Below are 24,652 nucleotides of genomic sequence, written 5' to 3'. Positions count from 1 at the left end.
GACGCCCATTCGGGTGTGTGGGGCGCGCGAACCGGTTCACGATAGGTCCGTGATGTAAGCGGAGTGTCATCGGTGAATGACGGGCGAATTACGGCTGCTGTGCAACCGCATTCACGTCACCGATATCTCCCTCGTCCGGTTCTGCGACTGTCAGTACTGCGTCCACCACAGCTCTGTTGGTTTCCAGCTCACGCTCCAGCCGCCGGAGCGTGTGCGCGATGCGTGACTCTGCGAAGTCACCGACGAGATCGACACTCGCCACCACGTAGATCTGTTTGGGACCGACGAACTCGATGCGAACGAACCGGACCGACGCCACCTCGGGGAGTAGCTCGATGCGCTGCACTACCGCGTTCCATAATGCTCGCGATCCTGGTTCGCCGGTGAGGAATCGGCGGTTTCGATCGATCAGCACGAACGCCACGATCCCGAGTAGAACGCCCACCAGAATCGAGCCGATGGCGTCGAACGCCGCCGAACCGGTGAGCTGGTGCAAACCGATTCCCGCACCGGCGATCACGATGCCGATCAGAGCCGCGCTGTCCTCCGCGAACACTGCCCGCAGCGTCGGATCCGACGTCTCCAACGCGTAATCGAGAAAGTCCTTGTCGTATTGCGCTGCCTCGCCGCGTATTTGCCGTACCGACTGGAGGAAGGACACGCCCTCGAGCAGAAACGCGATGGCGAGCACGACGTAGGCGACGAGGTAGTTCTCACTGCTCGACTCACCGGCAAGCAACGAGGTGATGCCGTGCCACACCGAGACCGCCGCACCGGCGACGAACAAGCCGATGGCCGCGAGCGTCGACCAGAAGTACGTCTCCCGGCCGTACCCGAGCGGGCGCCGATCGTCGGGGCCGCGCGCCCCGCGGCGATTGGCGACGAGCAGGAAGATCTCGTTACCGGTATCGGCCCAGGAGTGAGCGGCCTCGGCGACCATCGACGCGGACCCGGTGAACACCGCCGCGAACGTCTTGGCGATGGCCACACCGAGGTTGGCGACGAACGCGATCACCACGGTGCGCAGGCTGTCGCCGCCGTCGGCCGCGTCGGTTTTCGATGAGCTCTTCATCGTTCGCACTGTATGCGCTGCGCGCAGTGGTGCGGCTATGTGCCGCCTGGGGCACACGGGAGTGTAGCCCGCGGAACGACCCGGAAGCGGAGCCGCACCACTGCCGTAGGCACTCAGCCCTGGAGCATTCCCGGCACAGGACAGGCGTCGACGGCCTCGGCGACCACGAGTGGGTCGTCGGGTACCGGCGGTCGTCGGCCCTCTTCCCAGTCGACTCCGACGAGAGGTGGATGCGCGGCGAGAAGTTCGTTCTCCTCCGGGGTGTAGGCGCGCCCACGGCTCAGGAACCGCACGCCTTCGGGCGATTCGAGCGAGAATCCGCCGCCGCGGCCCGGCACCACGTCGAGTACGAGTTGGGTGTGTTTCCACGCTTGGAACTGCGAACCCGAGATCCACACCGGTACGCCGTCGACACCCTCGGGGAGGTCCTGGGCGATCTCGCCCACTCCGAGCCTGAGGTCGATGTACCCGAGCAGAACGTCGCGATCGCCGACGATGAATTCGCCTGCGGGATAACACATCGGCGACGAGCCGTCACAGCATCCGCCGGACTGATGCATCATCAGTTCGCCGTGGATACCGCCGAGGCGACGGAGAAGATCCATCGCCTCGGCGGTTGTCTTCAGCCGCGCGGGCGGCCGAGCGTTCTCCATCAGAAGAAGCCCTGCGCCTTCTGGGCGTAGCTCACGAGCAGGTTCTTGGTCTGCTGGTAGTGATCGAGCATCATCTTGTGGTTTTCGCGACCGATACCCGACTGCTTGTAGCCGCCGAACGCGGCGTGCGCGGGGTACTGGTGGTAGGTGTTGGTCCACACTCGGCCGGCCTTGATGTCGCGGCCCGCCCGGTAGGCAACGCCGCCGTCGCGGGACCAGACGCCTGCGCCCAGTCCGTAGAGGGTGTCGTTGGCGATGTCGATGGCGTCGTCGTAGTCCTTGAACGACGTCACCGACACGACCGGTCCGAAGATCTCTTCCTGGAAGATGCGCATGTCGTTCTTGCCCGTGAAGATCGTCGGCTGCACGTAGTAACCACCGTTGAGGTCGCCGCCGAGCTGTGCGCGTTCGCCGCCGGTGACGACCTGTGCGCCCTCGCCCTTGCCGATCTCGATGTACGAGAGGATCTTCTCGAGCTGATCGTTGGACGCCTGGGCACCGATCATGGTCTCGGTGTCGAGCGGATCACCCTGCCGCACAGCCTTCGTGCGGATCGCGGCCAGTGCGAGGAACTCGTCGAAGATGTCAGCCTGGATCAACGAACGCGACGGGCAGGTGCACACCTCGCCCTGGTTCAGGGCGAACATCGTGAAGCCTTCGAGGGCCTTGTCCTGGTAGTCGTCGTTGGCCTGGAGCACGTCGGAGAAAAAGACGTTGGGGCTCTTGCCACCGAGTTCGAGCGTGACCGGGATCAGGTTCTGCGACGCGTACTGCATGATCAGGCGGCCGGTGGTGGTCTCGCCGGTGAAGGCGATCTTGGCGATGCGCGGGCTCGACGCCAGCGGCTTTCCTGCCTCCACACCGAATCCGTTGACGATGTTGATCACGCCCGGGGGCAGGAGGTCGCCGATGATCGAGATCAGGTGCAGGATCGAGGCGGGAGTCTGCTCGGCGGGCTTGAGCACCACGGCGTTACCGGCAGCGAGCGCGGGCGCGAGCTTCCAGACGGCCATGAGAATGGGGAAGTTCCACGGAATGATCTGTCCGACGACGCCCAGCGGCTCGTGGAAGTGGTAAGCGACGGTGTCGCTGTCGATCTCGGACAGTGAGCCTTCCTGCGCACGGATGCAGCCGGCGAAGTACCGGAAGTGATCCACCGCGAGGGGGATGTCGGCGTTGAGGGTCTCGCGGATCGGCTTGCCATTGTCCCAGGACTCGGCCAGAGCGATCGACTCGAGGTTCTCGGCGATGCGGTCGGCGATCTTGTTGAGGATCACGGCGCGTTCGGCCGCGGACGTCTTGCCCCAGGCGGGAGCGGCGGCGTGCGCGGCATCGAGGGCGAGTTCGATGTCCTCGGACGTGGAACGGGCGACCTCGCAGAAGTTCTCACCGGTGACCGGAGTCGGGTTCTCGAAGTACTGGCCCTTGACCGGTGGCACCCATTCGCCGCCGATCCAGTTGTCGTAGCGCGACTGGAACGACATGACGGAATCGGCGGTACCTGGACGGGCATAGACGGACATTGAAAATCCTCCTGATCGACACGTGCTGCACTGCTGATGCGGTGTGTGATTCAGGACACTAGGGGGTGCAACGTTGCAACTACGTTGCCGTCACTCCGACGGCACCGCCGCGACGGGTGCGTCAGACTCCGAGATCGCGGTCGAGCAGGTCGATACGTGCGCTGACCTGGCCGTAGAGTGCGGAATCGCGGCTCAGCGTGGCGCGATAGGCCTCCCATGCGATCACGTCGGATCGACCGTGAATGGAGGAGGTCCACTGGGCGAGCAACACCGGATCCCCCAGCCGCAACAGTGCAGCCTGCATACGAGACCGCAATTCTTCGCGAATCTCCTCGATGCCGGGTGCGGACGAGCCGGGCAACACCGGTCCGGTGTAGATCCGCAGAGCCGCCTCGACGTCGCCGCGGTCCAGGGCACGTCGGATGTCGCCGACATCGGAGGACAACTCGCCGACCAATCGGTACGGCCGGGATGCGAGGCCTGCGGTACCGAAAGACTTACGCAGCCGCGACATCTCTGCGCGGATGGTCACCGAATCGAGTTCCTGCTCGTCGAGCAGGACGGCGAGATGGTCCGAACTGAGCCCCTCCGGATGATCGCCGAGCAACAGGAGAATCTCGGCGTGCCGCTGTGAGAGAGGCGTTCGACCCGAGCCGCGTACCACTCCGGGCCGGCCGGATCCGAGGACCTCGAGACGAGGAGCGGTATCGCCCAACGATTTCGGTGAGTTCAACAGGTGCAGGCGTAATTCGGACTCGGCGGCTGCGACGGTGGCCCGCACCAGCGAGAGCACCTCGGGTACGGCCACCCGCGGCCCGCCGGTGATGTCGATGGCTCCGAGGATGTGGCCGCTGGTGGGGTGATGCACCGGTGCTGCCGAGCAACTCCATTCGTGGACCGATCGCGAGAAGTGCTCGGACGCGAAGATCTGCACGCTGTGATCGACGGCGAGTGCCGTTCCCGGCGCGTTGGTCCCCTTGCTCTCCTCGCTCCAGTCGACACCTTCGGCGAAATCCATCGTCAGCGCGCGGTCCTTGGCCGAGGAATCGCCCTCGACCCACAACAGGCGGCCCTCCGCGTCCGAGATTGCGACGAGCAGACCGGTGTCGGAGGCGTCCTCGACGAGCAGTTTGCGAATCACCGGGCGGATGAGTGCCATCGGATGCCCGTTGCGGTAGCGGTCGAGGTCCGGCCCACTCAGGGCCGGTGCCTGACTACCGCCGTCCGGGTCGACACCCTTGGTTCGACTTCGCATCCACGAGTCGAGTACGACGGACCGCACCGCCGAGCCGTGTGTACGGATGTCGTCGACGAAAGATTGATGGGCACTGGACATTTGGCGCGCCAGCACAGTGACATCCTCACCGGGGCGCACTGCGACCCAGGGGTTGCCGCCACTGTCCGATCGGCTTGCCATTCGACGCTTCCTCCGTGACCTGTCCACATCGTTGTAACCCAGCTCACAGGCAAGGATACAGCCGCTGTCGACGGGTGCGACCGGGGCCGGTCCCGTCGACGACGACCGGCTACTTCTTCTTGACGGCGGAGGTGATGATGTCGTTGCTGGTGTCTCCACTCGACTTCGCTCGCTTGTCGGCGCGCTTGTCCTTGAGTGATTTGCCGGATTTCTTGGTCATCGTGTTGCGGGGCGATTTGTCCGACATGGCAGAAACCCATCTGTTGGGGAACCTGAACGGTCCCCAGACCACGAACGCTACGCCTCATGCGCCGCGATCGTGCTGATCGATCAGCGCCGCGGCCCGTTCGGCGAACATGACGGCCGTTGCGTGGGGCCCTCTGCTGGGCACTACCGGGAACGCCGAGGTGTCGATGACGTACACGCCGTCGATCCCACGCACCCGACAATGGTCGTCCAGAACCGACCCCGGATCAGATTCTGGCCCCATTCGAGCGCTTCCGGACAGGTGCAGCGACGTACCGAGTGGCGCGAGCGGATCGGCGATGGCGGGAACGTCCACGGCCGACGCCATGGCCGGGGATCGGAGCAGGTCGACGGCGAGTTCGACCCCGTCTCGCATCGCCCGACGGTCCTGTTCCGATTCGAGGTAGTGGTAGTTCACCGCGGGAGGAGTGAACGCGTCCGCCGTGCGCAACACGATGCGTCCTCGCGCGGTCGAACGCATCAGACCGACGCCGAACGAGTGCGGCCCCACGTCCAGTCCGGGTATCAATTCGTCGAACCGCCTCGTGTACGGCCGGATTTCCGCGTCGCCCGCGTGCAGCACCGCCTCGAGCGGAGACGACAACCGATCATCGGGGCAATGTTCGGGGGAATGTTTCGGAACGAGGGGAACGGCGACCTCGGGGTGGTCGGAGAATCCGCGACCCACACCCGGACTGTCGACCACCATCGAGATACCCAGCGGGACAAGATTTTCGGGATTACCGATGCCCGATCGCATCAGCAGCGCGGGCGTGTGCACGGACCCGGCCGCGACGATCACGGTATCGGCTCGGACGATTCTGCGCACTCCGCCGACGACTGTCTCCACTCCGATCACCTTGCTGCCGTTGAACTTCAACGACACCACTGTCGTATCACCCTGGATACGAAGGTTGGTCCGGTCGGCATTCGGCAGGAGGTATGCCCTGGCCGCGCTCACCCGTGTCCCGCCCAGAACGTTCGAGGGAACAGCACCGACTCCGCCCGCCCCCGCATCGGGAGCGTTCAGGTCCTCGCGGTAGTCGATCCCGGCGTTCGTCGCCGAGTCCACGAACGCGGCGGTCAGCCGATGCCAGGCCCGCGCGGGTGGTCGGGTGATCGGCATCGGCCCGTCCGTTCCGTGCCATCGACGCGCGATGCCGGTACCGCCGGCGGCATCGATGTCGAGATCGGTCTCGGAACGACGAAAGAACGGCAGCACCTGATCGAACGACCAGTTCGATTGTGGCCACGCCTCGAAGTCGGCGGGGATCGCCCGGACGAAGTAGCCACCGTTGACGGCGCCCGATCCGCCGAGCACTCGGCCCCGGGTCACCGTGCGCGTGACGTCGCGGGTGAGTTCGGCGGTGTAGCGGCTCACCCACCGGCTGTCCGGACCGATGGGGAGCGTCGTCGAGTCGCCCAGGCTGCGCGGAATGTCGTCGACCCCCGCAGATGCCGGCCCGGCTTCGAGCAGCAAAACTGAGCGGTCGGGATTCTCGCTCAGTCGCGCGGCGACGACGCAACCGCACGACCCACCTCCGACGACGATGACGTCGGCGTCGAGTGGACTTCCCTCGTCGTCGGCCCGGCTTTCCCGGCGCACGGGTCAGCCGTCCAGGCGGGGCTTCAACGCCTCGATGGAACGGGCCGACAGCGCGCCGCTCCACAGCCCGGTTCCGTACGCGATGTCGTCGGCGCGTTTGAAGAAGATGTATCGAACCGGATCGAGCCCGCCCAGTTCACGATGCTTGTACCAATCCGAACACGCTTCTGCCACAGCCATACCGAGCGCGATCTTCCGGATACGGCTGGACAACAACACCGCGAGCAACGTGATCGGCCAATAATGTCGACACAGCGCCGAGGCAAGTTGCCACAACCCCGCCACGAAACCCTCGGCAGCGAGAACGGCCGCGATGCGGGTGGGCTGATCGAGACCGACGAACATCTTGCGCAGCCGGACGACCGTGACCCCGAAACTGGCCAGAGCGCCGAGCAATCCGATACGCGTCAGACTGGCGGCGAGCAGACACGTCACCAACGTCCACGGCGACATCGCGATCGGCGGCACCATGCCCGGATGACGCGCGGACAACGGTGTGGCACCGGTGCCGTAGAACAGTTTGCGGGCGAACCATTCGACGAAGGCGACGCGGTGCTCGTGCGCCACGTGGGCGACGGGCTCGTAGCGCAGTCGCCAGCCCGCCTCCTGCAGACGCCAGCACAGATCGACGTCCTCGGCCACGTGCATCGACTCGTCGAACCCGTGGCATTCCACCGCAGCAGACCGGCGAAGCAACATGGCGGCACTGGGTACGTACGACACCGCGCTTCCTGCGCGCACCGCCGCTTCCTTGCGTCCGAGGTCGAGCGAGGAGCGGGCGTGCTCGTAGCGGGCCAGTGCGCTGCCCTCGGGCTCCAGCGCGACGATTCGGGGTGCCACCAGGCCCACCGCCGGATCCGAGAAGTGCCCGAGCATCACCTCGAGCCAGCCCTTGCGAGGTACCACGTCCGAGTCCAGAAAAGCAACGAAATCCGTTGTAGCGCAACGCAGTCCAGTATTACGTGCGGCCGCCGGCCCGCGTGAGGTCTCGTGCCGCAGCACCGTCACGCTACCCACGCTCCACGACACGGCAGGAACCGCCACCGGGACGTCGGATCCGTCGTCGACGATGATCACGTGCATGCCGTGCATCGCCGTGATCAGCCGCGCGAGCCCGGCCTCGTTGTTCTTGAGCGGCACCACGACGGTGACATCACTGGGCGACGGGATGGACATGGGCCGCGGGTTGCCCACCCCCGAGTCGAGCAGTTTGCGCGCCACGAGGGCGGACTGCGAGTCGGTCACCTCGATGAAACCGTCACCGATCATTGCCGCGGCCGTCGGTGCCAACGTGAGCATCCGCATCGGTGAACCACCGATCAGAACGCGTCCCTCGGAGAATGTGCGTACGCGTGGATCCACTCGCACCCCGAAGCCGTCAGGCAACCGACCTTCACCCATCAGGGCATCGTAAGCGGACAAACGGTCGGTGTGTCGGCCACCCGGTAAATCGGTCGGAACATACCTGCTCCCCGTTTCTGTTCGAGGCCTCGAACAGGCTTTCCGCCGGTTCTGCACCGCGATCGCTCACACGATGACGCCGTGCGGGGACGGACTCCATCTCTGCACCGCACCCAGCACGCGTTCCCGCAGTTGCTCGAAAATGAGCCGTCCCTCCTCGGCGGTGGCCCCGAGGGGATCGCCGAGCACACCGTTGGCCGTGACGGGCGCCAGGCCACCGGCGCGCAGCTCGGGCAGTAGAGCCGCGATCTCGGTGGTGTTTCCCGGTGCCGCTTTCGTCATGTCGACCACATCGGCCGAAAGATGCAGCAGCAGCGATGTTTCGGTGCGTCCGGCATGCGCGTCCGCTCCCGGCACCGAGCACGGGAACCATACGACGTCGCGCCCCTCGTAGCGCAACAGCGTCACCGCCGAGCGCAGGGTGGGACCGTTGCCGCCGTGGCCGTTGACGAAGACGACCCTCTCTGCCCACCGACACGCGGAGCGCCCGTACTCCACCAACAGCGCCTCGAGCGCGGCGGACCCGATGGACACGGTGCCGCCGAAACCCTCGTGCTCGCCGCTGGAGCCGTACGCCACCGCGGGTGCCACGAGAGCGTTCGGAACCGTTCGCGCGACGGCGTCGGCGATGCGGGTATCGGTATCGAGAGGTAGGTGCGGCCCATGTTGCTCGAGCGAACCGACCGGAACCACGAGGAGCTTCGGTCCGACGATGTCCGGCCAGTACTGGGTACCGAGCGTGTCAGTGGCCATGGGTGCAGATGCTATCGGACGGAACCGAGCCGTCACGCGGACGAAACACACGGCCGATAATCTTCGATTCGTGCCACCCCGCCGTCGGTCGATATTGCTCTCGCAATTGTCCATATCGGCACCGGGTGGCCCGCAGCCGACAATTCTGGACGAGCTCCGACGCGTCATCCTGGCCGGTGACGCTCCTCCGAATACACCCATTCCGATAGACGAGGTCGCGGAATTGTTCGGCGTGAGCCGCATTCCGGTACGCGAATCCCTGAAGACTCTGATCGGCGAGGGACTGGTCGACCATCGACCCAATCTCGGCTACCGAGTGGCGCAGCTGACAGCGGCTGAACTGCGCGAAATGTACATCGTGCGTGAGGTTCTCGAAACTGCCGCACTCCCCATCGCGGTAGAACAGGCCACCGATGCCGATCGCGCGCACCTGATCGAGATCAACCGGCAGCTCGAGGCCTCGTTGACCGAGGACGACTCACGCGAGTATCACCGCCTCTCTCGCGAATTCCACCTGTCGCTGACCCGGCCGTCGCGGATGCACCGACTCCTGCACATGCTCGAATCCGCCTGGAACATCACCGAACCCGTGCAACCGATGGTGCATGTCGCCGGATCCGATCGGGCGTCACTGCACGACGACCACGCCGACATGATCGCCGCCTTCCTCGATCGCGACTCCGACGCACTGTTGCGCGCTGCCCAGCACCATCACACGCGTCTCAATTCGGTCATTTCGACATTGTCGAACGATCACGGATTGTTTGCCGATCCACCCACGGAAACGCCGGGCTGAAGATATATCGCTCACGTCACGAGGGCGCAATACTTCGCCGCTAGCTTTTCCCCATTCACTCGTTCCATTCATTGCCCGGCCGTCAGGAGCATCGATGACAGATACAGCGCACGGTCCCGCCCAAACGGGAGATCTCGTGGAAGCCGCGGGCCACCCCGTCGGTGGAGGCCTGATCAAGGACAGTTACGCCCCACGGCTGACCAACGAAGACCTCGCTCCGCTGAAGAAGCAGACCTGGACCTCCTACAACCTGTTCGCTTTCTGGATGTCCGACGTGCACTCGGTGGGTGGCTACGTCACGGCCGGCAGCCTCTTCGCACTCGGGTTGGCGAGCTGGCAGGTGCTGATCTCGCTGCTCGTCGGCATCACCATCGTGTACTTCTTCTGCAACCTCGTCGCCAAGCCGAGCCAGGTCTCCGGGGTGCCCTACCCGGTCATCTGTCGCAGCGTGTTCGGCGTCCTCGGTGCCAACATCCCCGCCATCATCCGCGGACTGATCGCCGTGGCCTGGTACGGCATCCAGACGTTCCTGGCATCGGCAGCCCTCGACATCGTGTTGATCAAGCTGTTCCCGTCACTGGCCCCGTACGCCGTCACCGCCGACTACGGCTTCGCCGGTCTCTCCATGCTCGGATGGGCCAGCTTCCTGTTCCTCTGGGTCGTCCAGGCAGCGGTCTTTTGGCGCGGCATGGAATCGATCCGCAAGTTCATCGACTTCTGCGGGCCCGCCGTCTACGTCGTGATGTTCATGCTGTGCGGCTACCTGATCTGGAAAGCAGGCTGGGGCGCAATCGATCTCAACCTACAAGAGGTCGAGCACACGGGCCTGAGCTCGATTCCGGTGATGCTCGGTGCCATCGCCCTCGTGGTCTCGTACTTCTCCGGCCCCATGCTCAACTTCGGCGACTTCTCCCGCTACGGCAAGTCCTACTCCGCGGTGAAGAAGGGCAACTTCCTCGGCCTCCCGGTCAACTTCCTGGTCTTCTCCATCCTGGTGGTCGTCACGGCGTCGTTGACGCTTCCGGTGTTCGGTGAGCTGATCACCGACCCGGTCGAGACCGTCGCTCGAATAGACAGCACGTTCGCCATCGTTCTCGGTGCACTGACGTTCACGATCGCCACCATCGGCATCAACATCGTCGCGAACTTCATCTCCCCTGCGTTCGACTTCTCCAACGTCAGCCCGCAGCGCATCAGCTGGCGCGCAGGCGGAATGATCGCCGCCATCGGCTCGGTGCTGATCACCCCGTGGAATCTGTACAACAACCCCGACGTAATCCACCTGACGCTCGAAACTCTGGGCGCATTCATCGGACCACTGTTCGGCATTCTGATCGCCGACTACTACCTCGTCCGCAAGCAGAAGGTCGTCGTCGACGAGCTGTTCTCGATGTCGACGACGGGTCTGTACTGGTACTCCAAGGGATACAACCCGGCTGCGGTGTACTCCACCATCGTCGGCGCGCTGGTGGCCATGTTCACCGTGCTGTTCAACGGAGCCATCGACGGCATGCAGATCGCCGGAATGTCGACGGCGTCCAAGTACAGCTGGTTCATCGGGTGCGGCATCGGATTCGCGATGTACTTCTACCTCGCAACGCGGACCAAGCTGGCCGTCACCAACTTCGACACTCCAGTGAAAGCATAGGATCTCGCACGTGCTCATCAAGGTCATCAATCCGAACACCACGAGTTCGATGACCGCAACGATCGGTGACTGTGCCCGGGCCGTAGTCGGCCCGGGCACAGTCGTCGATGCGGTCAGCCCATCCATGGGACCGGTGTCGATCGAAAGCCACGTCGACGAAGCCCTTAGCGTCCCAGGCATTCTCGCCGAGATCGCCCGCGGCGAGGCCGCCGGGGTCGACGGTTACGTCATCGCCTGTTTCGGCGACCCCGGCATCGACGCCGCCCGCGAACTCGCATCGGGGCCCGTCATCGGGATCGCGGAAGCGGCCATGCATGCCGCGAGTTTTCTCGGCCGCGGTTTCAGCGTCGTCACCACGCTCGCGCGCACGATCGGACGGGCACAGGATTTGGCCGACCATTACGGCTTCGGACGGCAGTGCCTCGGCATCCATGCGTGCGACCTGCCCGTCCTCGATCTCGAAACCGACCCCGACGCTCGCAAGATCGTCACCGAGGCCTGCCGCATCGCGGTAGAGACGGACGGTAGCGATGCCGTGGTCCTCGGCTGCGCGGGTATGGCCGATCTCTGCCGACACATCTCGTCCGAAATCGGAGTGCCCGTCGTCGACGGGGTCGCAGCGGGAACGTTGTTCGTGCAATCCCTCGTCACCCTGGGACTCGGGACCGGTAAGCGTGGAGAGTTCGCGACTCCTCCGCCCAAGCTGTACACCGGCATGCTCGACGGATTCAGCAGGGCCTGAGCGTCAGCTGCGCTGGGTTGTCGATCGAATCAGCTCCTCGGTTCCGTATCCCGGACTCCGATCGGCGTCGGATATTCCAAACCGGGGAGCTGATTCGCACGGGTGAAGTCATGCGGTGCAACGACGTCGGTCGGTTCGAGGGTGTGCACCGACGAGTGTCCAAGACCGAGGACCGCCGAATCCAAGCCGCCGCGCAGGATGTCGAGCACGTTCTCCGCACCGGCCTGACCGTTCGCGGCGAGACCCCACAGATACGCCCGCCCGATCAGCACCGCCCGCGCGCCGAGGGCGAGTGCTTTCGCGACGTCGCTGCCCCGCCGGATCCCGCCGTCGAGGGTGACCTCCACCTGATTTCCCACCGCCTCGGCAATCGCCGGCAACATCCGAATCGACGCCGGAGCCCCGTCGAGATTGTTGCCCCCGTGATTGGACACCGAGATCGCCGTGACACCGGCATCGACCGCCCGCAATGCATCGTCGACCCGGGACACACCTTTGAGCATGAACGGACCGTCCCACTGCGCGCGTAGCCACGCGATGTCCTCCCACGATGGCAGCGGGGTGGACATCCACTCCCGGTACGCGGCGAAGAACGTCGGCGCGGCCCCACCGGGCGCGGCGAGATTCGGTGCCGTCAAATCCGGGAACGTCCCCGTCCGCGCCCACCGGGCGAGCCACCGTGGACGGGCCAACGCTTCGGATGCCAGCCGCAGCATCGCCCGCGCGTCGAGGCGTTCCGGTATCACCGGACTCCCCCAATCGCGGCCCTCCGAGAACGACCAATCCATCGTCACGATCAGCCCGACCGCGCCCGCAGCGCGGGCACGATCGAGCATGTGCAGCAACAACTCCCGCGAACCCACCCAATGCACCTGAAAGAACGTCTGCGGATTCGCCGCCACGACCTCCTCGATCGGTTTGCTCGCGAACAACGACAACCCCATCGACACACCCCGCGATGCTGCCGCCCTCGCCACAGCCACCTCACCGTCGGGGTGCACGGCCTGCACACCCGTCGGAGAGATCATCACCGGAAACGAAAACGGTTGCCCCATCAGTGTCGTCGATAACTCCCGCGAATCCGACAGGTCGGCCACGTGTGGGGCGAACCCGAGCTCGGCGAAGGCAGTGGTGTTGTCGCCCGCCGTCAGACCACGTTCGGACCCCGCCACCAGCGCCGAATACACCGATGCCGGAAGTCGCTTACGCGCTCGCCGCTGCGCTTCGGCGACAGTCTCGAACCACTCGCTCACACACCCAGCTTCCGGTCGAATCCGGCGGGCATCACCACATCCGACGGGGACAGATCATGCACCGAGGTGTGCCCGAGCCCCAACACCGCGGAATCGACTCCCCCACGCAGGATGTCGAGCACGTTCTCCACCCCGGCCTGACCGCCGGCCGACAGACCCCACAGGTACGCCCGACCGATCAACACCGCCCGAGCACCCAACGCCAACGCCTTGACCACATCACTACCCCGGCGGATGCCGCCGTCGAGGGTGATCTCGATCTGATCACCGACAGCCTCCGCGATCGCCGGCAACGCCCGGATCGGTGCCGGAGTGCCGTCGAGATTGTTGCCACCGTGATTGGACACCGAAATCGCTGTACACCCGGCATCGACAGCACGCTTCGCGTCGTCGACCCGCATCACACCCTTGAGCATGAATGGCCCACCCCACTGCTCACGCAACCACGCCACGTCCTCCCACGTCGGCAACGGGGTCCCCATCCACTCGCCGTACGCTCCGAAGAACGTCGGCGCCGGACCACCGGTGGGCGGGGTCAGGTTCGGGGTCGTCAGATCGGGGATCTTGCCGGTCTTGGCGAACTCCCACAACCACTTCGGACGCATGACACCCTCCGGAGCGAACTGAACCATCGCCTTGAGGTCCATCTTCTCCGGAATCGACGGGCTACCCCAGTCGCGGCCGTTGGAGAACGACCAGTCCAACGTCATGATCAACCCGACAGCGCCCGCCGCGCGGGCTCGCTCCATTCGTTGCAACAGGATCTCGCGCGAGCCCACCCAGTACATCTGGAAGAACGTCTGCGGATTAGCGGCCGCGACCTCCTCGACGGACTTACTCGCGAACGAGGACAAGCCGATCGGAATACCACGCGCTGCAGCAGCTCTCGCCACGGCGACCTCACCGTCCGGGTGTACCGCCTGCACACCCGTCGGGGAGATCATCACCGGGAACGACAGCGGCTGCCCCATCACCGTCGTCGACAAGTCCCGCTTGTCCGACAGTCCGGCCACATGTGGGGCGAACCCGAGCTCGCCGAACGCCGACATGTTGTCGTCGACCGTCAACCCGCGTTCGGACCCGGCTACCAGCGCGGCGTACACGGACTTCGGTAGCCGCTTCTTCGCCCGCCGCTGCGCTTCGGCAACGGTCTCGAACCACGCACTCTTCGCCATAGCTTTGTGTTCCTATTCCATTCCTGCGAGCGGATTTTCGTCGCAGATCTTGGTCGGTGGTCGCATCATCAACGTGAGCGGCACCGACTTTCGGGGAGTCTTGCGCTGACCGGTACGCGAATGATCGACGCTGGACTTGGGGATCTCCCCCGCGGCCGCCAACGCCATCTCACCGTTGCCGATCACGCATTCGGGATCCGGGCCATCCATCGGCAGACCGGTGAAGAACTTCGCAGCCATGCACCCACCCCGGCACGCATCGAAATGAGCACACTTGGTGCACGCACCCGAGGTCTGCGGTGAGCGCAACTCCTGGAACAACTCCGAGGTCTGCCAGACGGTTTGGAATCCGCCCACACCGTCCTTGGCGTCTCGGACGATGTTGCCGGCGAGGAAGTTCTCGTGAATGGCGAACGGGCACGCATAGACATCACCGATCGGGTCGATCAGACACACCACCCGCCCCGCACCACACAGGTTCAACCCCGGCAGAGCGTCACCGAACGCCGAGAGGTGGAAGAACGAATCCCCCGTCAACACACCCTCACCGTTCGCAACGAGCCAGTTGTACAGCTCGCGCTGCTGACCCGCCGTGGGATGCAGATCGTCCCAGACATCCGCACCGCGACCCGACGGCCGCAACCGCGTGATACGCAGTGTCGCAGCGTATTTGTCGGCCAGAGCCTTGAAGTCGTCGAGCTGGCTCACGTTGTGCCGGGTGACGACGACGGAGATCTTCGCATCCCGGAACCCGGCCTCCTTCAGATTCTCCAACGCCCGGCACGCCATGTCGAACGACCCCGGACCACGCACCGCGTCGTTGACCTCCGCCGTCGCCCCGTCGATGGAAATCTGCACATCGACGTAATCCGACGCCGCGAGACGCGCGGCGACTTGTCTGTCGATCTTGACTCCGTTGGTGGAGAACTTCACCCCCACCTGATGCGCCGTCGCATAGTCGACGAGTTCCCAGAAGTCCGACCGGACCGTCGGCTCACCGCCACCGATGTTGACGTAGAACACCTGCATCTTCTGCAACTCGTCGATGATCGACTTGCACTGCTCGGTACTCAGTTCGCGCGGGTCACGACGACCCGACGACGACAGACAATGCACACACGACAGATTGCAGGCGTAGGTCAACTCCCACGTCAAACAAATCGGAGCATCGAGACCGAGCTCGAACTGATCGACCAATCTCCCTACCGGAGCTGGTCTTTCGAGGGTGGAAGTCATAGGGGCCGTCCTCTTCTACGAATGGGTCAGGTTCTACGGGCGAGTGATCATGTTCGAGTCCGCCAACGTCTCGAGCGCTCTCACGTAGGGAGCCGATGCCGAATCGCTGATCCCTGCGGCCGCGATCGCCGACCGCATATCCCGGTGGTCGGGAAGGGACTCGATGATCGCCACGATCGTGCGGTTCTTCAGAAACGACAGCTTGCGGGTCCCGAAGTGGTACAGCAACGCCCCGAACGACTCCGGGCGCAACGCCACCTGCGGATGCAACACCCACCGCACGTCCAGATCGAGCGCGTCCTGCACAGCAGTAGTCATGATCAGTACACGCCGCACATACCGTCGATCGAGACTTCCTCCACCAACGACTCCTCCACCAGATCGGACTCGACAACCGACGTACCGACCACAGCGTTCTCACTCTTCTTCGACATCTGATTCCTCCTACGAAATCTGTTCGGCCACAATCCGATCGACTGTGTTCAGGATCACCACGCTAACGGCCATCGAGGTTTCCGACGGGTCATGGCGCAGGAACTGGTCGGCCGTCGCGATCAACCGTCCAGTCGGGTAGGTACCGGCCCGTCCGGCGTGCGGGGTGAGCGGCGTCCGAGCGGACCGACCAGCGGTCGATCCGAGTTCTGCCGCGGTTCGCTGTGGAAAGCTGACCTGAACAGAGGGTCACAGCAGAAACGACAGAAGAAGACTTACATGACCGAGATCGATGCATTGGCACCCGGACCCGACGGGGTCTGGGCTCATGAGAACGTCGTCGTCCGGCACACTCCCGGGCTCCGATTCGACGCCATCCGTGCAGGATCGACAGTGCAGGTCAACCACTGCCTCGCTGCGGGCCAGATCGGTGAGGGCCTCGTGCCGCTCATCACCGAACAGGCGCGCCATATCGGGCTGTCTCAACGCGAGTTCGAGCACGTGCTGGTCGGCATCGTGCGCACCACTGTCGCCGATCCGGTCGAGGCATGGACGACGTACTACCGAAACTCGTTGGATGACCTCCTCTCCGGTCGAGCAGAGTTCGCTCCTGTGCACGAGCGTGCCGCCGCGTCGGTCCGCGGTTCGGTACTCGATCTGGGTTCGTGCTTCGGCTTCTTCCCATTGCGGCTGGCTATGCAGGGTTGTTCGGTCACCGCGACCGACCAGTCAGCGGGAACCATGAATTTGCTCGCGACTGTCGCTCCGCACCTCGGCGCGAGACTCGACACGGCAGTGTTCGATGCAGCCCGAATCCCGTTCGACGACAACAGTGTCGATACTGTGACAGCTCTGCACCTGCTCGAACACGTCGATGCCGAGACGGGCTCTGCCATCGTCGCGGAGGCACTCCGGGTGGCGCGCTTCCGCGTCGTCATCGCGGTACCGTTCGAGACCGAGACCACCGTCTGCCACGGACACATCCGCACGTTCGACGAGACGGCGCTGGCCGAGCTGGGATTATCGACGGGGAAGCCCTTCGAGACCTCGACCTTCCACGGCGGTTGGCTCGTGATCGACAAGACGACGGCACCACAACTCGTCTGAACAGTCTCGATACCGCAGGCATGGGATCCGCGGGACTACTAGAACGGTGGTGCTGCGTCGGCTTCCTCGTCGCTCGGTTCTGGTTCGGGTGTCGGGTCGTCGGGTGGGTCGGGGTAGGCGATGATGCCGGATCGTCTGGGTTGGGTGGGGATGTGTAGCCGGCGGTTTTGACGCTGTGGTGGTATTCGCAGAGGCATTGGAAGTTGTTGACGGTGGTCCAGCCGCCGAGTGGATTGGCGTGGTCGAACGGGATCACGTGGTCGATTTGGCAGCGTGCCGCGGGTCGGTGGCAGCCGGGGAAGCGGCAGTGGCGGTCATACGTACCGGCCCGGTCTCGATGCCGTACGTGAATCGAAGGTCCACGCGGGATATTGCCCTGTTGCCTGGGGGAGTGAGTCGCATGGGGGAACGACGACCATTCCGTTCGCGGCTGCCAATGCTCTCATCGAATGTGACTGCGTGACCTCGGCATCCGCGCCGTCGATGAATCCCAACAGAACCCGAGGTGTGCTCGACGCCGAGGTCACGTCGCCGCGGACCCGCACAGTTTTCACCGTTCGCTCTGCCGCCGGATCCTGCAGAGCGGATGCCACGACCGGCCGGACGAACAGTTCGTACGAGATCAGCGCACTCACCGGATTTCCGGGCAGGCAGATGATCGGTATTCCATCGAATCGTCCGCAGCCCTGCGGTTTTCCCGGCCTGACCGCAACCGAGGCGAAGGTGACGTCGTGATCCGCCAGCGCAAGCCGGACCACCTCCTCGGTTCCTGCGCTGATTCCACCGGTCGTGATGATGACGTCGGCTACCGCAGCGCAGCGGGCAAGGGCCGCTCTGCACGCCTCCACATCGTCGGATACCGCCGATTCGAGGTGCACATCGGCACCACACCGCAGCAGATCGGCTGCGATCATCGGAGAGTTGGCGTCGAAACACTCGCCGAGCGTCGGAGTTTCTTCAGCACAGCGGATTTCGGATCCGGTGGACAACACAGCCACGGTCAATGTCGAACCGATCCTGACATGCGTTCGTCCGAGTGCCGCAAGCAGTCCGACCTGAGCGGGAGTCAGCACCGTACCGGCCCTGATGGCCACGTCACCGGCATCGACATCCGAAGCACGACGGCGGATGTTGCTCTTGGAACCACTCGAACAGATGGTCACCGTATCGGAACCGAACGACGTGACGAATCCGCTGGTCTGTTCGACAGGCACCACCAGATCGGCCCCTCGCGGAAGTACTGCTCCGGTCATGATCTGTACACATTCACCCGGCGCCACGCTCAGCTCGGTACTCGACCGCCCGGCGACGCTACGCGCCGAGACGGTCAGTGTGGCCGGCAGTCGTGGGGAACCGATCACATCGGTACGGCGCACAGCGAACCCGTCGACTGCAGAATTGTCGAACGCCGGCAGAACGCGCTCGGCAACGACATCCTCGGCGAGAACTGCGCCGACCGCAGATCCGATGGGTACCGCCCGAACTTGGGCTGCCAAGCCGAGATCTGCTATCGCACAACGGTGTTCGTCGACCGAACGGGTAGCCGAGTTTACGGTCCGCCTCATCCGCCGATGTAGGACATCTCGATCCGCTCGCCGGCCGGGGTGTCCCCCGATCCCGCTCGCAGTTCGGAGTATCGATCGTCACGGCTGTTCCAGAGCGCCGACAACCGCGCCACGAGAGCATCCTGCGATGCCCCCGAACGCAGCAGCGCGCGCAGATCGGTTCCCGCTGAAGCGAACAGGCACGTGTACACCTGCCCGTCCGCCGACAGCCTGGCCCGAGTACAGCTGCCGCAGAACGGTTTCGACACCGAGCCGATCACCCCGATTTCTCCCCTCCCGTCGCGATACCGATAGCGCGTCGCGACCTCGCCTTCGTACATCGACTCGATCCGTTCTAGCGGATGGGCTGCCCCGATGATGTCGACAATGGAGTCGACGTCCGTCACCTGCGCCATTTCCCACCGGTTCGTCGCCCCGACATCCATGTACTCGATGAACCGCACGACGATGCCGGTCCCTCGGAACCGTTCGGCCAGGTCGAGAATCGAATCACCGTTCACGCCCCGTCGCACCACCACGTTCACCTTGACGGGTGACATCCCGGCGCACACTGCCGCGTCGATGCCGTCGAGCACGGTCCGGACGGGTACGCGCGTGTCGCTCATCCGCGCGAACGTCGTCGGGTCGATCGAATCCAGGCTGACGGTAACGCGTTTCAGACCGGCCGCGCACAAGGATGCGGCCTGGGCTGCGAGCAACGACCCGTTCGTGGTCATCGCAAGATCGACGCCGTCGATGGCGCTCAATCGTTCGACCAGCGTGGCGATTCCGGCCCGCAGCAACGGTTCACCACCCGTCAGACGGATCTTTCGGAGGCCGATCGTCGCCGCCGCCCGCGCCACTCTGTCGATCTCGTCGAAGGACAGCAGCCTGCCGGTGTCGAGGAATCGGTGATCGGGACCGAACTCGGCTCGAGGCATGCAGTAGACACAGCGGAAGTTGCACCGGTCGGTGACCGAGATACGGAGATCCCGAAGTGCCCGTCCCCGAGCGTCCACCGTCCCCGAATCGAGGTCGGTCGGATGCGTGCGCACTGCTCGAACGGGATCAACCACGGAGTAGTCCTTTCACTCGGTCGAACACCAGAATCGCGGACGGCAGTGCCTCACACTTGACCGCGCGCGCCCGGTAGTTGACGTGCAGCGACCAGCGCACGACCCTGCCTCACGACTTTCCGGCAAAGTTACGAACAGTGAATCAACCGGAAACATTGCGGGTTAATCTCGAAGAAAGCTCCTGCATCGCCGTGAGCGTCTACGACAAGGGGTCCCCATGCTGTCTCGATCCGGATTCTCCATTCCGACTCGAACGACCAGCCGCGGCGACTGGTCCGACATGTTGAACGAACACTTCGTCGCCCTGGACGTAGCCGACGTGGCGGACAGCCGATTCACCGGAGCCGTCCGATCGATGTCTCTCGCGCACCTGCAGGTGTCGACTGTCCGATCGACGACTCAACGCATCGCGCGAACCGACTCGCTCATCGAGAAGGATCGAATCGAGTACGTTCAGATCGGGATGATCCGTCGAGGCCGCGCGATCGTGGTGCAGGACGGACGCGAATGCGTGCTCTCCCGCGGCGACTTCGCCATCTACGACACGTCTCGTCCCTTCGACTGGATCATCGACGGTCACCCCGACGATGATCAATGGGAGCTCGAAGTATTCACCTGGCCCCGTCACATGCTGCGACTCGACGAGCATGAATCCAGCGACCTGACGGCCATGGCGTTCGACGGCTCGGCCGGTTTCAGCGGCCTCCTCAGCCGATTTCTGCACGACCTGGGGTCGACCCGGTCGACACTGGGTACCGCAGGCGCACAGGCCATAGCAGACGAGGTCGGAGATCTGGTCAGCGTCATCGCGAGGAACACCACCACCAGCCCGGCGCTGGACTCCCCCGGTACCGCCCTCGTTCGGACGGCGCAACGCTATATCGAGGAACACCTCGCAGACCCAGATCTGTCGCCCAGCACGGTCGCGTCGGCCATGCTCGTCTCCACCCGCCAACTGCATCGCCTGTTCGCGGCCAGTGGCACTACGGTGGCGCGCAGCATTCGGGTCAAACGGCTCGAGCGCTGCCGACGCGAGATCATCGCCAGCGTCGCGGTGGACCGCTCACTGGGGCAGATCAGTCGGCGATGGGGTTTCGCGGACTCCGCAGTGTTCAGCCGCGCCTTCCGCGAGCAGTACGGGATGAGCCCGCGTCAGTACCGCGCGGCCGCGTGCGCGCAGTCCGACGACCCACGAGCGGTCACTCGCCCGATGTGGCCGAGCGACCGTGAGCAGCCCGAGGTCGGCACTGCTCACGGTCCTCGTCGGTCGAACTGAGCTCCTACGGGTCTCTCGTCAGTGAATCGAGTCGCTCGAGTGGCCGGGCACGATCGCTGCCGAACCGTCGACCAGCGGGGCGATGTGGTTCACCGCTGTCGCTGCCTCGGCGAAGCCGACTGCGATCAACTTGACCTTGTCTTCGTGTCCGGCGACGTCGCCCGCCGCGAAGACTCGACTTCGGCTGGTGCGCATCGTCCGTCCGACGGCGATATCGCGCTGGTACTTGTCCAACCCCCACGTGGCGATGGGGCCGAGTGCGGCCTTGAACCCCAGTGCGGCAACAACACTCGATACCTCCAGCTGTCGACGGTCGACTCCGGTGCCGTCGACGATCGTCACCGATTCGACAGAGTCCACGCCCAGGATTTCCTCCACCTCGAACGGCGTGAGGACATCGACACCGGACCGCTCCAGCAAACCGAGGCTGTGAGCGTGGGCCCGAAAGTCGTTGCGCCGGTGCACCAGTACCACCGACTTCGCGATCGGCTCCAGGCTCAGCGCCCAGTCGACGGCCGAGTCTCCGCCCCCGACGATCATCACCCGTTCGCCGGCCAGATCATCGAGCTTCGGTACGAAGTACCGTAGGCCACGGTCGTGGAACTCGGCTCCGGCCGGCAATGGCCTCGGCGTGAACTTACCGATACCTGCGGCCACGAGAACGGCCTTGCCGACGACGGTCTCGCCTTTGTCCGTCGTGACCCGCACGAAGTTCTCGGATTCTTCGAGTTCGGTCGCCACGTGACCCATCAGATACGTCGGCTTCGCCTGATCCGCCTGTTCGACCAATGCGTCGACCAGATGTTGCGCCTTGATCGCCGGAAAACCGGCGACGTCGAATATCTTCTTCTCGGGGTACAGGGCCGCCAATTGCCCGCCCGGATGGGGCAGAGCGTCGATCACGGTGACCGTCATGCCCCGGAAACCCGCGTAGTACGCACCGTACAGCCCCGCAGGTCCGGCACCGACGATGATCAGATCACTCTCGGAAACCGTTGCAGCACTCACTTCTTCGCCACTTCGTCGATCGAGGGATGGTCGTGCCCAACGGGGCCGAGATCTTCCGCACCACCGGAAGCATCTGCGTCCTCACAGAATTCGACGGCGATATCGACGAATTGCTTCTGTTCCTCCGGGATCTTGTGCTCCCAGAAGATGGCGTCGTTGGGACAGGCGGGCATGCACTTGCCGCAGTCGACGCACTCGTCGGGATTGATGTACATCATCCGCGCGCCCTCGTAGATGCAGTCGACGGGGCACTCCTCGGTGCATGCCTTGTCGAGCAGGTCGATGCACGCTTCGGTCACGACGTAGGCCATATCGGAATCCTCATGTTCGTAGTAGGAGAAAGAGTTGTCAGGCGTCGAGCGCGGCGACCTCGACGAGGGTGTCGGAGAAGGTCGGAGCGTTCCCGAGGTCGGCGAACACCGTCGGATTGAGCGACGCCGGGGTCGACAGCGACAGCATGTTCTTGCGCCATGCACCCATCGCACAGACGGTGACACCCTGCATGACCGACTTGTCGAGTTTGGCAACGACGGTGAATTCGCCGCGATCGTTGAAGACTCGCACCACGTCACCCGAAGCGATTCCCCGCCGTTCGCCGTCGACAGGGTTGACCAGCAGCGTCGGCTCCTTCTGCACTTTGCGGTGCATGTCGAGATTCCCGAAGCTCGAATTCAGGTACGCGTGTGACTTGGGCGTGAGCAGATTGAGTGGATACTTCTCTGCCAGTCCGGGATTGGTCCTCGACGACTCGCGCGGCGGGATGTAGTGCGGGAGCGGATCCACCGGTTGTCCCGGCTGGTGATCGTTCGATCCCTGCCGGAACAGCGGCAGCACGAAGTTGCCGCCCGCCGCCGCCGAGGACAGAAACTCCGTTTTGCCGGACGGCGTCCGGAAATTGCCCTCTGCGTGCGGTGCGTACTCGTCGGGACCGGGAAGGTTGAGTCGCTGCCACCCGAGCTTCTTGAGCGAGTCGATCGTGATGCCCTCCATTGCCGGGGCATTCCAGTCGTAGGAGAGGGCGAGGAGTTCCTCATCGGTTCGTGAGAACACCGGTTCGGTGAAGCCCATCGCGGCGGCCAATCGGCGAAACATCTCGGTATTGGGGACGGCCTCCCCGAGGGGCTCGATCGACCGGTTGTTGTACGTGACGAACAGGTGTCCCCAGGAGAAGTTGATGTCGTCCTGTTCGAGCTGTGTCGTGGCGGGCAGAATGATATCGGCGTAATCCGCTGTGTCGGTAATGAAGTGGTCGCTGACGACGGTGAACAGATCCTCCCGGCTGAGCCCGTCGATCATGCGCTTCTGATCGGGACACACCACCACCGGATTCGAGTTGTACACCATCAATCCTTTGAGGGGCGTGTCCAGATTCAACCCGCCGGTCAGCGCCTCACCCAGCTGATACAGATTGATCACGCGTGTACCCGGAGTCTGCAGATCCGTCTGCAGAAACTCGGGCCAGTTCACCGGAAACGCCCACAGCGGCAGCTGCAGGATGCCGCCGCCGGGCTTACGCCAGGCCCCCACCAACGACGGTAGACAGGAGATGGCTCGGACGCTCTGCCCGCCACCTGCACTGCGCTCGATGGCGACGCCGATCCGAATGACGGAGGGCTGACTCTGTGCGTATTCCCTTGCCAGCGTGTAGATGTCTTCGACGGGAATGCCCGTCTCCTCGGAAGCCCATTGCGGGGTGTACTGCTGCACTCGCTCGGCCAATTCGTCGAAACCGATGGTGAAGCGTTCGATGTAGTCCGCGTCGGTCAATCCCTCGTCGATGATCACATGCATCATCGCCAGGGCGAGAGCGCCGTCGGTGCCCGGACGAATGGGGATGTACCAGCTCGCGGCCTTTGCTGTTCTGGTCTTGATCGGATCGATCACCACCACCTTGGCCCCGCGTTTCTTCGCCTCGGCTATGTACGGCCACAGGTGCAGGTTGGTGCTCATGGTGTTCGCCGCCCAGATCAGAATGAACTTGGAGTGGACGAAACTCTCGGGGTCGACGCCTGCCGTGTCGCCCACCGTCATCGCGTAGGCCGTGCACGAGCCCGCATCGCAGTAGGTGCGCTCGGCAACCGTCGCCCCGAGTCGGTTGAAGAATGCATCCCCGACGTTGAGACCCTGCGTGATTCCCGGGGTTGGAGGTAATTGCACGGCATGATCGCCTCGGGGCCGAATTCCTCGGCGATGGAGGTGAACTTCTCGGCAATGGTGGCCACGGCCTCGTCCCACGAGATCCGCTCGAACTCTCCTGAGCCCTTGGGCCCGGATCGCTTGAGCGGGTACAGCACTCGGTCCGGGCTGTAGACCTTGTCGAGATAGTTGTCCACCTTCACGCAGAGGCCACCGTTGGTGTACGGGTTGGTCTTGCTCCCGCTGACGCTCGTCGCCACCCCGTCCTCGACGGTCACCACCATCGAGCACGAATCCGGACAATCCTGCGCACACGCTCCGAGAACGGTGAGTTCCGTAGGGCGGTCGGCCGGGGCGTCGTGTGAGCGCGTATCTTCCTGAACAGTCGTCATGGGTGCTCCTCGGCGTGGATATCACTGGTATGTGTTATCCGTAGCCTGCACCGCGAGGACGCTCCCGACAGGACGCCGAGCGCCGTCTACTTTGCACTCT

The 24,652-nt window shown here is 64.2% G+C and carries 24 protein-coding genes; 5 read left to right on the top strand and 19 right to left on the bottom strand.

Annotation, left to right across the window (positions count from 1 at the left end; all coding sequences use genetic code 11):
- Positions 1–88 precede the first annotated feature (88 nt).
- The 8 genes from J1M81_RS24015 to mftE all read right to left on the bottom strand — a co-directional run bounded on the left by J1M81_RS24015 (position 89) and on the right by mftE (position 8,731).
- On the bottom strand, positions 89–1,072 hold the full coding sequence (locus J1M81_RS24015; RefSeq protein ID WP_027496286.1) for a cation diffusion facilitator family transporter: 984 nt from the start codon (positions 1,070–1,072) through the stop codon (positions 89–91).
- Between the two features lie 113 nt (positions 1,073–1,185).
- Positions 1,186–1,725 (bottom strand): DUF779 domain-containing protein, encoded by a 540-nt coding sequence (locus J1M81_RS24010; RefSeq protein WP_027496285.1) that lies wholly within the window; start codon positions 1,723–1,725, stop codon positions 1,186–1,188.
- Positions 1,725–3,248 (bottom strand): aldehyde dehydrogenase family protein, encoded by a 1,524-nt coding sequence (locus J1M81_RS24005; protein ID WP_027496284.1) that lies wholly within the window; start codon positions 3,246–3,248, stop codon positions 1,725–1,727. Before J1M81_RS24005 ends, J1M81_RS24010 begins: the two co-directional genes overlap by 1 nt.
- 121 nt (positions 3,249–3,369) lie before the next feature.
- Positions 3,370–4,665 (bottom strand): transcriptional regulator, encoded by a 1,296-nt coding sequence (locus J1M81_RS24000; RefSeq protein WP_027496283.1) that lies wholly within the window; start codon positions 4,663–4,665, stop codon positions 3,370–3,372.
- A gap of 109 nt (positions 4,666–4,774) precedes the next feature.
- Positions 4,775–4,912 carry a hypothetical protein gene (locus tag J1M81_RS23995; RefSeq protein ID WP_167326762.1) on the bottom strand — a complete coding sequence of 46 codons (138 nt, stop codon included), beginning with the start codon at positions 4,910–4,912 and terminating at the stop codon, positions 4,775–4,777.
- A gap of 57 nt (positions 4,913–4,969) precedes the next feature.
- Positions 4,970–6,517 carry a mycofactocin system GMC family oxidoreductase MftG gene (gene mftG / locus J1M81_RS23990; protein WP_206498989.1) on the bottom strand — a complete coding sequence of 516 codons (1,548 nt, stop codon included), beginning with the start codon at positions 6,515–6,517 and terminating at the stop codon, positions 4,970–4,972.
- Positions 6,518–6,520: 3 nt separating this feature from the next.
- Entirely contained in the window at positions 6,521–7,918 is a 1,398-nt protein-coding gene (gene mftF, locus J1M81_RS23985) for a mycofactocin biosynthesis glycosyltransferase MftF (RefSeq protein ID WP_027496281.1), read from the bottom strand.
- 126 nt (positions 7,919–8,044) lie between these two features.
- Positions 8,045–8,731 carry a mycofactocin biosynthesis peptidyl-dipeptidase MftE gene (gene mftE, locus J1M81_RS23980; RefSeq protein ID WP_048319836.1) on the bottom strand — a complete coding sequence of 229 codons (687 nt, stop codon included), beginning with the start codon at positions 8,729–8,731 and terminating at the stop codon, positions 8,045–8,047.
- A 70-nt stretch (positions 8,732–8,801) separates the two neighbouring features.
- Here mftE and J1M81_RS23975 point away from each other — a divergent pair, with 70 nt between their 5' ends.
- From J1M81_RS23975 to J1M81_RS23965, 3 genes are all read left to right on the top strand, one after another.
- Entirely contained in the window at positions 8,802–9,527 is a 726-nt protein-coding gene (locus J1M81_RS23975; protein WP_032371147.1) for a GntR family transcriptional regulator, read from the top strand.
- Between the two features lie 94 nt (positions 9,528–9,621).
- Positions 9,622–11,175: an NCS1 family nucleobase:cation symporter-1 gene (locus J1M81_RS23970; RefSeq protein ID WP_206498988.1), complete on the top strand. Its 1,554-nt coding sequence runs from the start codon at positions 9,622–9,624 to the stop codon at positions 11,173–11,175.
- Positions 11,176–11,185: 10 nt separating this feature from the next.
- Positions 11,186–11,917, top strand: a complete 732-nt coding sequence (locus tag J1M81_RS23965) for an aspartate/glutamate racemase family protein (protein ID WP_032408036.1) — start codon at positions 11,186–11,188, stop codon at positions 11,915–11,917.
- 29 nt (positions 11,918–11,946) lie between these two features.
- On the opposite strand, the gene mftD (J1M81_RS23960) is transcribed toward J1M81_RS23965, so the two are convergent.
- The 5 genes from mftD (J1M81_RS23960) to mftA are packed head-to-tail and all read right to left on the bottom strand — an operon-like array spanning position 11,947 to position 16,015.
- Positions 11,947–13,170: a pre-mycofactocin synthase MftD gene (mftD, locus tag J1M81_RS23960; RefSeq protein WP_206498987.1), complete on the bottom strand. Its 1,224-nt coding sequence runs from the start codon at positions 13,168–13,170 to the stop codon at positions 11,947–11,949.
- Positions 13,167–14,345 (bottom strand): pre-mycofactocin synthase MftD, encoded by a 1,179-nt coding sequence (mftD, locus tag J1M81_RS23955; protein ID WP_206498986.1) that lies wholly within the window; start codon positions 14,343–14,345, stop codon positions 13,167–13,169. Before mftD (J1M81_RS23955) ends, mftD (J1M81_RS23960) begins: the two co-directional genes overlap by 4 nt.
- Before the next feature lie 12 nt (positions 14,346–14,357).
- On the bottom strand, positions 14,358–15,581 hold the full coding sequence (mftC, locus tag J1M81_RS23950; protein ID WP_206498985.1) for a mycofactocin radical SAM maturase: 1,224 nt from the start codon (positions 15,579–15,581) through the stop codon (positions 14,358–14,360).
- A 33-nt stretch (positions 15,582–15,614) separates the two neighbouring features.
- Entirely contained in the window at positions 15,615–15,899 is a 285-nt protein-coding gene (mftB, locus tag J1M81_RS23945) for a mycofactocin biosynthesis chaperone MftB (protein ID WP_032368354.1), read from the bottom strand.
- 2 nt (positions 15,900–15,901) lie between these two features.
- Positions 15,902–16,015 carry a mycofactocin precursor MftA gene (gene mftA / locus J1M81_RS23940; protein WP_069973092.1) on the bottom strand — a complete coding sequence of 38 codons (114 nt, stop codon included), beginning with the start codon at positions 16,013–16,015 and terminating at the stop codon, positions 15,902–15,904.
- Between the two features lie 277 nt (positions 16,016–16,292).
- Between mftA and mftM the strand changes: the two genes are divergently transcribed.
- Positions 16,293–17,120 carry a mycofactocin oligosaccharide methyltransferase MftM gene (gene mftM, locus J1M81_RS23935; protein WP_094622019.1) on the top strand — a complete coding sequence of 276 codons (828 nt, stop codon included), beginning with the start codon at positions 16,293–16,295 and terminating at the stop codon, positions 17,118–17,120.
- A 314-nt stretch (positions 17,121–17,434) separates the two neighbouring features.
- On the opposite strand, the gene glp is transcribed toward mftM, so the two are convergent.
- Both glp and moaA read right to left on the bottom strand, forming a co-directional pair.
- Positions 17,435–18,685 carry a gephyrin-like molybdotransferase Glp gene (glp, locus tag J1M81_RS23925; RefSeq protein WP_257886219.1) on the bottom strand — a complete coding sequence of 417 codons (1,251 nt, stop codon included), beginning with the start codon at positions 18,683–18,685 and terminating at the stop codon, positions 17,435–17,437.
- Positions 18,682–19,740, bottom strand: a complete 1,059-nt coding sequence (gene moaA / locus J1M81_RS23920; RefSeq protein WP_283348274.1) for a GTP 3',8-cyclase MoaA — start codon at positions 19,738–19,740, stop codon at positions 18,682–18,684. The genes glp and moaA overlap by 4 nt, the downstream gene beginning before the upstream one ends.
- Before the next feature lie 217 nt (positions 19,741–19,957).
- On the opposite strand from moaA, the gene J1M81_RS23915 reads away from it, so the two are divergent.
- Complete coding sequence (locus J1M81_RS23915; RefSeq protein WP_206498983.1) at positions 19,958–21,016, top strand: helix-turn-helix domain-containing protein; 1,059 nt, start codon at positions 19,958–19,960, stop codon at positions 21,014–21,016.
- 18 nt (positions 21,017–21,034) lie between these two features.
- Here J1M81_RS23915 and J1M81_RS23910 read toward each other — a convergent pair whose 3' ends face one another.
- From J1M81_RS23910 to J1M81_RS26730, 4 genes are read right to left on the bottom strand one after another with little or no spacing between them, the layout of a single operon-like run.
- Positions 21,035–22,024, bottom strand: a complete 990-nt coding sequence (locus J1M81_RS23910) for an NAD(P)/FAD-dependent oxidoreductase (RefSeq protein WP_206498982.1) — start codon at positions 22,022–22,024, stop codon at positions 21,035–21,037.
- Complete coding sequence (gene fdxA, locus J1M81_RS23905) at positions 22,021–22,335, bottom strand: ferredoxin (protein ID WP_027496268.1); 315 nt, start codon at positions 22,333–22,335, stop codon at positions 22,021–22,023. Before fdxA ends, J1M81_RS23910 begins: the two co-directional genes overlap by 4 nt.
- A gap of 37 nt (positions 22,336–22,372) precedes the next feature.
- Positions 22,373–24,157 (bottom strand): molybdopterin-dependent oxidoreductase, encoded by a 1,785-nt coding sequence (locus J1M81_RS26940; protein WP_283348307.1) that lies wholly within the window; start codon positions 24,155–24,157, stop codon positions 22,373–22,375.
- Positions 24,052–24,552, bottom strand: coding sequence for a molybdopterin-dependent oxidoreductase (locus J1M81_RS26730; RefSeq protein WP_283348273.1), 501 nt, complete (start codon positions 24,550–24,552; stop codon positions 24,052–24,054). The genes J1M81_RS26940 and J1M81_RS26730 overlap by 106 nt, the downstream gene beginning before the upstream one ends.
- Positions 24,553–24,652: the final 100 nt, after the last annotated feature.

The organism is Rhodococcus sp. KRD175 (genome assembly GCF_017168275.1).
Classification (GTDB): Bacteria; Actinomycetota; Actinomycetes; order Mycobacteriales; family Mycobacteriaceae; genus Rhodococcoides; species Rhodococcoides fascians.
The sequence above is the reverse complement of the archived record's forward strand: the minus strand, read 5'-3'. Positions and strand labels throughout refer to the sequence as shown.